Annotated in this window: 6 protein-coding genes; 3 read left to right on the top strand and 3 right to left on the bottom strand. The window is 32.9% G+C overall.

From position 1 onward, the window contains the following. Nucleotides 1-817: 817 nt before the first annotated feature. The 3 genes from lysA to G3A46_RS13840 form a co-directional block, all read right to left on the bottom strand. Entirely contained in the window at nt 818-1,963 is a 1,146-nt protein-coding gene (gene lysA / locus G3A46_RS13850; protein ID WP_165150722.1) for a diaminopimelate decarboxylase, read from the bottom strand. Further along, nucleotides 1,956-3,275, bottom strand: a complete 1,320-nt coding sequence (locus G3A46_RS13845; RefSeq protein ID WP_165150721.1) for an aspartate kinase — start codon at nt 3,273-3,275, stop codon at nt 1,956-1,958. Before G3A46_RS13845 ends, lysA begins: the two co-directional genes overlap by 8 nt. A gap of 790 nt (nt 3,276-4,065) precedes the next feature. Then, nucleotides 4,066-4,368, bottom strand: a complete 303-nt coding sequence (locus G3A46_RS13840; RefSeq protein ID WP_165150720.1) for a hypothetical protein — start codon at nt 4,366-4,368, stop codon at nt 4,066-4,068. An 847-nt stretch (nt 4,369-5,215) separates the two neighbouring features. Between G3A46_RS13840 and G3A46_RS13835 the strand changes: the two genes are divergently transcribed. The 3 genes from G3A46_RS13835 (at nt 5,216) to G3A46_RS13830 (ending at nt 11,473) form a co-directional block, all read left to right on the top strand. Further along, complete coding sequence (locus G3A46_RS13835) at nt 5,216-6,976, top strand: tetratricopeptide repeat protein (RefSeq protein ID WP_165150719.1); 1,761 nt, start codon at nt 5,216-5,218, stop codon at nt 6,974-6,976. Nucleotides 6,977-7,187: 211 nt separating this feature from the next. After that, entirely contained in the window at nt 7,188-7,322 is a 135-nt protein-coding gene (locus G3A46_RS14510) for a hypothetical protein (protein ID WP_277875412.1), read from the top strand. Between the two features lie 50 nt (nt 7,323-7,372). After that, a complete protein-coding gene (locus G3A46_RS13830) occupies nt 7,373-11,473 on the top strand; it encodes a carboxypeptidase regulatory-like domain-containing protein (RefSeq protein WP_165150717.1) in 4,101 nt (1,366 codons plus the stop codon). Nucleotides 11,474-11,965: the final 492 nt, after the last annotated feature.

The raw sequence follows: 11,965 nt of genomic DNA, 5'->3' as shown, positions 1-11,965 counted from the left end.
AGGGATGGATGGAAAAATACTACCTGATAAGGTGGAGATTTTTTCATACAGGCGTAGTGAACCCTTGCAGCTCTCGCATCCGCACGCCTGTAACTTTGCCTTATGTTTGAGTTTTTACTTTTTTCTTCCTCGACTTTTATATAATTCGGATGTTTATTTATAGAGATTTGATTGCTTAACTAATTTTTATTCGGCAGGTAAACTAAGGCGAGCCGCCTGCGAGCGGAGCAAGGGTGCTGGATGCAAAAGAACGAGCGTCGAGGGCGGCAGACAGCTACCGTTTACGGCAGGGCTGGCGCGATTTTTTGCTTCGGCGTTGGGAAAGACAAGGGTAGCGACTGAATGTACCGAAACGAGCCGGAGCTTGAATAGAGCCATACTTGATTATGTTTATTCAGTGATTTTTATGGCTTGAGTTTCTGTTTTGAATTTTCTGTTTTGGTATTGCGAAATAAAGGTACGTAGCCACGGTTGAGGATGGAGAGAAGTGTGTGGAACAAAGCGGAACGACTGACGAACACCTATTTACCTGCCCTTTCCGAATTTTAATGTATTGCCGACTTGTTGTTATGATGTCCTTAGTTTTCTTTTATAATTATTGTCTTATGTTTGATGGATGCTGAATCATCTTTTGGAACGAGTTTTAGAGGGGTAACAGGAATTGGGAAGGGAACGCGATGCAATCGCGCACCAACTAGGGTAATTTCTTTATATGAGGTTGATTAAAAATAATTTAAATTATATGGTACGCGAGAGGACTCGCGCACCAACGGGTAATTGCAATAGCCTACTTAGGCATATTTAAATAACTTAAACCTCAATACAATGACTTAGGGGCCATTCTCAAATTATATTGAGATACCATTACTTCTCCATAAGCTCCACAAGAGTTTATCGCAATAAGATCACCTCTAGTGGTTTTAGGTAAAACTAAATTTTTAGCAAAACAATCAGAGGATTCGCAAATTGGTCCAACTACATCATATCGGTCATTTATATTAACTCTGGAACTAAGATTCTCTATTTTATGAGAAGCTTGATATAAGGCAGGCCTAATTAAATCGGTCATACCAGCATCAATAATTGCAAATTTAGTATTTACACCTTCCTTTACATATAAAACTTTGCTTATCAATGATCCACACTGACCTACAATAGATCGCCCTAATTCAAAATGTAATTCTTGGTGTGGTTTTAACTCTAAAAAGTCATTAAATAATTTAAAATACGATTTAAAATCTGGAATTAATTCCTCTTTAGGGTTTTCATAATTAATTCCTAAACCTCCTCCAACATTTATGTGTTTTACAACAATTTGACGTTCATAAAACCAGCGTTGAATTTCATTGACACGCAAGCAAAGTCCTTTGAAATCATCCAAGTCAGTTATCTGAGAACCTATATGAAAATGAAGACCAATTAGTTTAATGTGATGAAGTGTTTTTAATATCTCCAATACACTTTCCAATTCCCAGCGGTTTATTCCAAATTTATTTTCTTCTAATCCTGTAGAAATATAATGATGTGTATTTGCCGTTACATTGGGGTTAATCCTCAAAGCAATGTTTGCAATTTTATTTTTCTTTTCCGCCAATTCATTAATCACAATCAACTCTGGTATAGACTCACAGTTAAAGCAAAAAATATCATTCTCCAATCCAATATCGATTTCAACATCAGATTTACCAACTCCTGCAAAAGCTATTTTTTCTGCTGGAAAACCGCACTCCATCGCTCGTATTACCTCATTACCACTCACACAATCGGCACCAAGCCCAAACGATTGGATAATTTCTAATATTTCAATATTTGAATTCGCTTTTAGTGCATAATGCACATTATAATTGTACTTGTCAGACTCTTTTTGCACAACATCTAACGTTTGTCGTAATAAGTCCAAATCATAATAATAAAATGGAGTAGGGGTATTTTTAAAACGTTCGATAATTTCAGGGCTATACATACGGTTCAAGTGTTGAGTTAAGTGCTGTTAGGGCTTCTTTTTTATGTGCTGCTTCAACTAAAATAGAAACATTATGACTGCTTCCTCCATAAGATATCATACGTACAGGAATACTATTCAGTGCCCTAAAAATAGTTCCGGCGTAGCCTTTACTTTCTGCGATAAAATCACCCACAACACAAATAATAGTATGGTTTTTCTCAACCTCAACAGTTCCATACTTTTGTAACTCACTTACAATATCATCTAGATATTTAGCGTCATCAATGGTAATAGAAACGGCTACTTCCGAAGTAGTAATCATATCTATTGAGGTTTTATATATTTCAAATATTTCAAAAACTTTTCGCATAAAACCATAAGCTAAAAGCATTCTGCCACTTTTTATTTTTATTACCGTTATATCATCCTTTGCTGCAATAGCTTTTATGCCCTTATCTTCAGTTCTACTTGTAATTAATGTCCCAAATGATTCTGGTTGCATCGTGTTTTTTAATCGAACAGGTATATTGGCTGTTTTTGCGGGATTAATACTAGCAGGATGTAAAATTTTGGCTCCAAAATAGGCAAGCTCCGCGGCCTCTTCGAAAGAGATATGAGCGAGTGGTTTTGTGTTTTCAATAATCCTTGGATCATTATTATGCATGCCATCAATATCAGTCCATATTTGAATTTCTGACGCCTGAATGGCGACCCCAATGAGCGAAGCTGTATAATCACTACCACCTCTTTTCAAATTATCAATCTCCCCAAAGTTATTCCTAGAAATAAATCCTTGAGTTACAAATAAAGTGTCATCGGGGTAACTATTAATCTCTCTATTTAAATTCTCTTTGATATAATATAAATCAGGCTCACCATCTTTATCTGTTCTCATAAAATTTAAGGCGGGTAGGAGTACTGATTTTATATGGTTTTCGCTTAAATAATAATGAAATAGTGCTGTTGAAATTAATTCTCCATGTGCTAAAATTGATTTTTCTTCGAAAACAGTTAATATATCCTTAGTGTAAGATTTAATGCTATGAAAGTGAGAGGAAATCAAATTTAAACCTTCCTTTTTATAATGACTTGTTGTAAAAAGTGAATCAACAACATTTAAATAATTTTGTTCTAATTGATCAATACGTTCTTTCGCTTCCGTATAATTGTTTTCATATAATTTATTAGCGATTTCTACCAATTCATTGGTTGTTCCAGACATTGCTGAAAGAACAACTATTTTCGAATCTGAGTTATTAACCAATTTAGCAACTTCTTTTATTTTTGAAGCGTTTCCAAGCGAAGTCCCTCCGAATTTTAATACTTTCATTGTTTATTATTTATCAATATTTTTAACTTTTAAATTTCTAAGAATAGATGTGAATAGATGTATTTTTATTTAGTTGCATTTAAATTACTTATTGAAGTAGTTCTGGTTATATAAATAAATACTTCAATTCTGTATCTGTGTATCATCTCTTACGAATAAGTAATTTTTTAAGTAAGTGGCATTAGGTTAATCTTATCAATATCATCAAGAATTTAATAGGTGTTTCATCATTAGAAAAGGTTTATCTTAATCTGAAAATGCAGAAAAAGAGATTATCTTCTAATTAAACATTCTTAACGAGACTCATTGAACAAATCAAATTATGAGAGCTTAAACAACTTTCAATAATATCTATAGAAAACATGAGATAATTTGTTTTTCATCTGTGTGACTTTTATCGGTTAGTATATTTAGTTGTATTTGATTGTAAATTTATAATTAAAAACACTATATATATAGGGTTAGTCTTTTGTATTTCCCGAAATTTGAAAGTTTAAATAGTTTTTAAAATCCTGTTTGTTAGGTTGTTGTTAGAAGCGTGTCAATAATTGGGAAATGGCTTTTTTATTTATGGTTTTAAAGGGAGTTTACCACGTTTTTAAGTGATATATCACTTTAATGTTCTTATTTTCGATGTATATAACCACTATAATAATTAAGAAAATTATCCCTATTGTAATCTTAAGATAAAGGTGAAACCTAGAGGTAATTATTTCAAGTTTCTCGGTGAGAGACTTTGAATTATCAACAATGGAACTGCTCACAGAATTATTTTCTATATTCTTAATCGCTAATTGCGTTTGTAAAAAGAAATTGTTATTAATCCGGTATTCTTCCCATTATCGGCTAAAGAAGTAAATGAGGTTGTTATAGCCCATTTTTTTGTTTGTGGGTTTTGTTTAATTATATCCAGAAGGTTGTGGTCTGTTAGATTTTCTGTGTCGATTATTAAGTGGTCACAATTCACGCATTTTCGTGAAGATGAATTTATAACTTCTAATTTATCCCAGCTCATTTTATATGGGCAATTCAATGTCTTTACAAATTCACCTTTGTCTGTATAAACATCTTTCGTTATTGGGTCAAATTTCATTGCTCGGATTTTTTATAAGTGAAGCTATAACGTAAATATATTAAATAAAAATCACGAATCTCTATAACACAACATTTTAAGGATAATAGTGGTGTGTGTAGCTAAAGGTTGCTTATGCTTTGGCAATTGCTAAATCAGGATTGCTGGTTGATGCTCCGAAAGTTTCGATAGTTGGGTAGTGGGGGGGATTGACGGATGGATTACATTGCGGTTTTTCAATAATATGGATGAATTGGGAATTGCGAAGGGGGCGTGATGTAAACGGGCACTAGCGGGGGTAGCACTTTTGCTTTAAGGAATGAATATTTCTAGGTTCTTGGCTTTTAGGTAGAGTTTTTTTAAGACCTCGTTTGAAAACAATATCACACTTCCATTCTAAGAATATTTTATCTAAGATTGAGGTTGAAGTATAGGGCTTAATTTTCTCCGCGATTATTTAACAATAAAAGTTTGTAATGGTTTTTTAGGGCTTGAAATAACATTTAATACGAAATATTACAGTGTATTGAAAACATGTAAGTTGGGTGTAAATTCATGAAAGCTTCAAGGTTAAAATATCGAATGCAAACAAAGAATAAATGTTTTAAAATATTTACTGTTAACATTCAGGCACGAACAAATGCAGGTAATATTATTCTCGAAAAAGGATTCTTAGATAAATTTACTTTTATTTCATATAGCTACACATTGAAATATGAATGGTAAACAATTAAAGGTATTTAACCTGTATACTTTAAAAAAGTAAAGTGGCGGGAGAAAGAGTTCAAAACACAAGAAGTTTTAGCGGTGCTTATTTTGGGAAAGCTAATTCGAAGTTTCGTATATTTCAAAAATTTTATTTGATTTTATGAATAAATTCTTACTCTTAATTCTTATCCCCTTATTCAGTTTTTCACAAAACATTGTTTCAGATAGTTTAAAAAAAGTCATTGATGATTCGAATAATGATAATTTTAAATCCTTAAAGTATTCTGAACTTGCTAAGGCATATAGAGCTTCAAATCTAGATTCAGCAATATATTATGCAAATGAAGGATATAATTTAGCTAAAGAACAATCTTATAATCTTGGTATTGCAAATAACCTAGCAACCTTAGGTGACCTTTATGTAGTAAAAAATGAGTTAGAGCAAGGAAAAAAGTTTTACGAAGAATCTTTAAAGTTTTTTGATGTCGAAAATAGTCTTTATGACAAGACGCGCATATCGATGATTATTGGCAACATTTACCTTGCACAAAATCAATATATCGAAGCACTTGAATTATATCAAGCCTGTCTTGACATCTCAAAAGAGAATAAATTCAAATCTCTCTTACCTCATTTATTTAATAATTTAGGAACTCTATATCTTCAAATTAAAGAATATGACGATGCTTTAGCTAATTATAACAAGGCTAGTTTATTATTTCAAGAAGCGAAAGACTCTTACAGCGCTGCAATTGCGCTCTCCAACATAGCTAACATTAAAGATATACGTGGTGATAGTGAAGAAGCTATCGTGGATTATCTTAAGGTTGTGCAGGCTTTCACAATAGCCGAGAAATGGGCAGACATGGCTAGGGTGTATAATTTAATTGCACAGATTTATAACAATAAGGCAGATTATATAAAAGCTGAAAAATATGCAGATTTAGCTTTAAAAATGTTGGAAGAATCGGATAAGAAGTTTGTGGGGCCTCTTTCTATTTATCAAACAGATATTTATACTATTACCGCAAAAATTGCTTTAAATAATAAAAATATTGAGAAAGCGAATAAGTATGCTCATAAAGCTTTTAAGCTGGCAAAAGCGAACTCATACAAAAAGCATATTTACGAAAATGCAATAATATTAAGTCAGACGTTTGATGAAAGCAAGCAAATGGATTCTATCCTTACCTACAAGAATATTTTTATAAAATATAATGAAGAATATCAAAAGGAAAAGGATGTTAAAAGGATAACAGAGCTTAAAATGCAATATGAGTTTGATGAAATAATAAAAAATAGAGAGATTGCCAAAATCAAACAAGAAGCCGAGTATAGACATAAAGAGCTATTATATATAAGTATTCTTATAGTAGTAGTTCTTGTTTTAATTTCTGTGGTCCTATTATTTCTGAATCAAAAAGAAAAGACAGCAAGAGTCTCATTGAAAAAAGAAAATTTGGAATTAGAACAAGAAAAGCTGAATCAAGAAATTGAGTATAAAAAGAAGGAACTTGCATCTAATATGATATACTTGGTTGAAAAAAATGAATTAATTATAGAAATCGCAAAAGAACTTATAGAGTTAAAAACATCATCCAAAAAGGATAATCAAAATGTAATACAACAACTAGTAACTAAACTTAGACAAAATTCAAGTACTAAGGTTTGGAATGAGTTTGAACTTAGATTTAAAGAAGTTCATTCCGACTTCTATCATGTATTACGTGAAAAATACCCCGACCTCACTCCCAATGAAATTAAACTTTGTGCTTTTCTTCGATTAAATATGTCGACCAAAGAAATTTCATCCATAACTCATCAATCGGTGAAAAGCATAAATATGGCACGATATCGTCTTCGCAAAAAACTGAATATTGACACGAATGAAAATCTGATTACCTATTTAACTCAATTATAAAACAAGGTTCCCCTTTTCTTTCACTTTACCCGGCATAATTTTATTTCTTCTTCACTTTACTCTTGTATATTGACTTTCAGAATGTTAGTGTGCTTTGTAGTACAGATGTTATCTCTTTTTTTACTCTTGTAGACTTTTTGTGTCTGCTAATCTTCTAGCTGGAAATGCATTCCTAGCTATGTTTGAGTAATTGAATTAAATCACTCGAAAAATGGAAAAAAAGAAATCAAACAAAAAAGAAGAACTAGAAAATGAACTTAAAGATCTAATAGAAAAGAATGAAAGCATTTCAAAAGGAATGAAAAAAATAATTCAATCTATTAATAATAAAAATCCACCAAAGTGAAATAGATAAACCTATGGTCTAATTTTTTTTAATTATTAAATAACATAAATATGAAACAAACAAAATGCCTAAAATACAAGAAAACAGGATATTTAATGTTGCTGTTTTTTATCCTGAGTTTTACAGGGTATTCGCAAATTACCACCTTAGAAGAAGGGTTTGAAAGTTGGCCACCTACGGGTTGGGAAACTTATAAATTAGGAGAATCTACAAACGGATGGAGACAAGATTGGGAGTATATTTCCCATAGTGGAAATCGTTCTGCTCATAACCAGATATCTAATGACCAAGGTGACAATTGGTTGGTAACTCCACAAATTGAAGTAGTATCAGATAATTATCAATTTATATTTTGGGATTATCATAAAGCAAATTCAGTTCAGTACTACGACAAAGCTTCTGTTTTGATTTCTGCAGGAAGTCAAGATCCATCGGATGGGGATTTTGTAGAAGTATATACAACTCCTACTCCTATTAACGAAAATACTTGGGAAGAAAGAATTATAGATTTGAGTGCTTATAATGGCCAAAATATTTATGTGGCTTTTAGGTATGAAGGTACTTGGCATCGTTGGTATGTAGATGATGTAACGGTGAGTCCTGATGATTTTACCGATGGGGGGTTAACTTCAATTGTAAATCCAACAGGAGTTTCTGAGACTCCTGTAGTGGAAGATGTAATTGTCACGCTTACCAATCATGGTACTACCGAAATTAATGAAATTAATATCGATTGGAAGGTGAATAATGTTTCTCAAGATCCTTTCAGTGCTACTAACTTAAACCTAGCATCAGGAAACAGTACGGAAATAAATTTAGGTAGCTTCAATTTTAACTCAAGTGGAGCATATGAGATTAGTGCATTACTCGATTTAACAAATGATTTCGTTATCGAAAACAACGAAATTGAAGGCATATACACTATTTCTTCACATCAGGATGCCTCAGTTTTAGCTGTTTCTCCAGAGGGAATGCAACCTAATACTGGATTAACCGATATCAAGGCAACCATTAAAAATGAAGGACCAAATATAATTGATTTTATCACTGTGAATTGGAGTATTGATGGAGTGACACAAACTCCATATACAACAACAAGCCTTAATTTACAACCAAATGAAACAACTGAAGTACTAATAGGGCAATATAGTTTTTCATCTGGGATATTCGAACTAGAAGTTATTTCAGATGCCATAGGAGATATAAACCCTAATAATGATAGTTATACTGCCACAGTGGCTATCGATACATTTTATGAAAGCTTTGAAGGAAGTAAATTCCCTCCAGATAATTGGAGTATAGTATTTGGAACAAGAGACAATAGTAATTTTGGGAATCCAGTTGAAGGAGAATATTTTTATCATAGTTCACCAGATTCTAATATGTTTGGGACTGTAACAGATACTATTTATTCGCCTCGACTAACAATACAAGATGGTGACACATATAGCTTCTATGTTCAGCGTTCAGGCTTTTTGGCGGCCAATCATAAATTAATTTGGAAAAATGGATCTACAGGAGAAGTGACAGTAATTCAGGATATTACTGCAACTCCCGATGTGTGGCAACAAATAACAATTGATATATCGGAAGCTGAAGGGAACAATTATATAGGAATAACCTCTTCTTCCAATGGACCAGGATTATCAAAATTTGACTTGTTTACTTCTACAGCTAAGTTGCATTTATATGATCATGATATGGCCATAAAAAATGGAGATTTATATTTTTTAGCAAGGGAAAATGTATCTGAGGAATTTCTTTGTGTAATAAAGAACGAAGGAGCTCTACCTATAAACGGAAGCGATTATAGAGTAAAATTAATGGAAGCGCCAGGAATTGAGATAGCCTCAATTAACGGAATAAACCTTCAATCATGGGAAGAAGCTACTATTACTATTAATCACACTTTTTCTGAAATTAACTCTCATAGACTTTATTTTGAAATTGAATATGCTGATGATGAAAATTTAGACAATAATGTCTTTAGAGAAGCAAACGTTCATGTGGTTCCAGAAGGTATAGTATTGGACGAAATGGGACCTAAGAATCGAACTAATCCAAACTTTCCGTTTGATGCTAACGGAGATGTTGGCACTTTAGGCGAGGACGATATTTCACAAACATTATATTTGAATAGTGATTTTGAAAATCCTGGAGAAATTTATGGAATTGTATATTCCTACAATAATTTGATCCAATCAGATTATGTACAGCGCCTTCCCTTAAAAGTCTATATTTTACAAACACAATTAGACAATTTAAGTGGAGGTTATACTCCAACAGAGGAACTTATGTTGGTTTTTGATGGAGAAATTGAAATATTGCCTGATGCTAACAGACAGGTTTATATTCCATTTGATCAACCAGTGCCATTCAGTGGCATTGATAATATCCTAGTGCAAAACTACCAATATAGCCCAGAATGGCCGCCTTCTGTTATACGTTTCTATAGTACAGAGGCTTCTGGACCCGTACGTACGATTCGTAATCTTAACGTTTATGATCTTGATATAAATGACCTTCCTTCCTCTTACTATGAAACTCAGGATTATGCCTATACTCAATTTGTAATAAATCCGTCGACCAATACCTCTGAAATAAGTGGAACTGTGTTTGATGCTGACACCAATAGCCCATTAGCAGATGCTACTGTTTTTATAGAAGGTACATCTATTACCACAGAAACGGATTCTAACGGGGATTACAACCTACCTTCTTTACCGTATGGAACTTATGAAATCACTGCAACTAAGATAGGTTACAATGATGAAATCCTTAGTACTCTTGTGGAGTCATCGTCTACCATACAGGATTTTTATTTGGTGCCGAAAACTGAAGTGGAGATTACGGGAAGAGTTGTAGGAAGTAATGATATAATGACACCTCTTGAGAATGTAGAAATTAGCTTAGGCGGGTATAATGATGATGATGCTATCACAGATAGTTTGGGGAAATTCTCTTTTTCTTCAATTTATGGGAATGCAGATTATACTTTGACGTTTAGCTTCTATGGTTATCATGACAAAACAGTTTCCATCTCGGTTATTGACGATAATATTGACCTAGGTGATATTGTTTTAGATCAAGAGTTTATTAGTCCTTTTGATGTTAGTGTTTCGTCGGACGAAGAGTTAAATGTGAATTGGAAGAGTCCTTTTAATAGTGGGAAAGTAAAGCTTCAAAATGATTTAGATGTCATTTCCAATAGTTATACCAATGAACCATACGAAAACGTTTGGCTAGGAAATATATTTACCGTGACCGACACTACTACAATTACAAGTGTGGAAATCAGAACGGACATTTATGATCTTACTTCTGACTATGTTACAATCGATATTTTTGATTTAGAATCTGAAGAGGTTCTTGCTACTAGTGAAGCATTCTTAATTGAGCATAAATCTGTTATTACTGTAAATGTGCCGAATATTGTGGTTTATGATGATATAGCAGTTGGAGTTCATTGGCAAAATAATGCAGCAAGCACACATGCATTAGCTGTAGATTATTCAGATCCAACAGCGCCCAATACAGCTTTTATAAAGTATCCGTCGGAGCAAATTGAACTATTAACAGATGTTCTTTCTGGGTTTCCTAGTGCATCTTTTCACGTTCGTCTGAATACTTTGGACGATGATGAGCCAATTACAAATGGTGAATCATTATCCTATAATGTCTATCGAGGATTGGCATCTGAATTCCCAGACATTTCCAATTGGGTGCAATTAAACTCAACCCCAATAACTGATGTTTCATTTGTAGATGCTAATTGGCCATTAACCAATCCACAAGAACAATATAGGTTTGCTGTAGAAACTATTTATACTGAAGAAAATTCTGAAGTTACTTTTTCCAATATCATTGATGGATCTATATTAGGAATGATAGACACAGAACTTAGTAATTCAATTCAGTTATATCCTAATCCAGCTAATAGTATACTACATATTCAATTTGACAATAATTCATCAGATTTGGATTCAATTGATATAATAGATGTATTAGGAAGATTCGTAGATAAGATAGATTCAAATTTTAATGGTAAAACAATAAGCCACGATGTTTCAAATTATGGAAATGGAGTTTACTTCTTGAAGTTTAACTTTTCAGGGAAGGAAACGTATAAAAAGTTTATCATTAACAATTAATTATTATGGTGTTGCAATTAAAATTGAATATAAAGGTGATTTTGTAGATACTTTATAAACATTATGAAGAGTTAATTTCTACCTTTATTATTCTTTTTTATAATTCCTAAAAGTAGCTGTCTAATAAACTTAGATGGCTACTTTTTATTTTTACGTCAAGTTGTAGGCTTTCCATTTATAGAACAATGTTATATTGGAAATTTTTATTCTTTTATATTTTTTGAGAAACGAATAAAAAAAGCCCCTAAAATGGGAGCTCTGTGAGGCAGCACTCTATCCAAAAAATGCGCAACGTGTACTCCTTGAAGCCTACGTTATGCGCGCCAATAAAGAACGGCTTGCCCGATGTGCGTATGCCCGCTAGCAACCATCGGCTGCCTAAACGGACTCTAAACAAAAACTTGAACATAATGCCATTTAACACAGGATCGGTGCGACTGATGCAAGGGATGGATGGAAAAATACTACCTGATAAGGTGGAGATTTTTTCAT

The organism is Aequorivita sp. KMM 9714 (assembly GCF_011065475.1).
In the GTDB taxonomy this organism is placed as follows: domain Bacteria; phylum Bacteroidota; class Bacteroidia; order Flavobacteriales; family Flavobacteriaceae; genus Aequorivita; species Aequorivita sinensis.
The sequence above is the reverse complement of the archived record's forward strand: the minus strand, read 5'-3'. Positions and strand labels throughout refer to the sequence as shown.

Bases quoted from the DNA above. Each gene is read 5' to 3' on its own strand.
- lysA (WP_165150722.1), bottom strand. From the start codon at position 1,963: ATGTATAGCCCTGAAATTATCGAACGTTTTAAAAATACCCCTACTCCA.
- G3A46_RS13845 (WP_165150721.1), bottom strand. From the start codon at position 3,275: ATGAAAGTATTAAAATTCGGAGGGACTTCGCTTGGAAACGCTTCAAAA.
- G3A46_RS13840 (WP_165150720.1), bottom strand. From the start codon at position 4,368: ATGAAATTTGACCCAATAACGAAAGATGTTTATACAGACAAAGGTGAA.
- G3A46_RS13835 (WP_165150719.1), top strand. From the start codon at position 5,216: ATGAATAAATTCTTACTCTTAATTCTTATCCCCTTATTCAGTTTTTCA.
- G3A46_RS14510 (WP_277875412.1), top strand. From the start codon at position 7,188: ATGGAAAAAAAGAAATCAAACAAAAAAGAAGAACTAGAAAATGAACTT.
- G3A46_RS13830 (WP_165150717.1), top strand. From the start codon at position 7,373: ATGAAACAAACAAAATGCCTAAAATACAAGAAAACAGGATATTTAATG.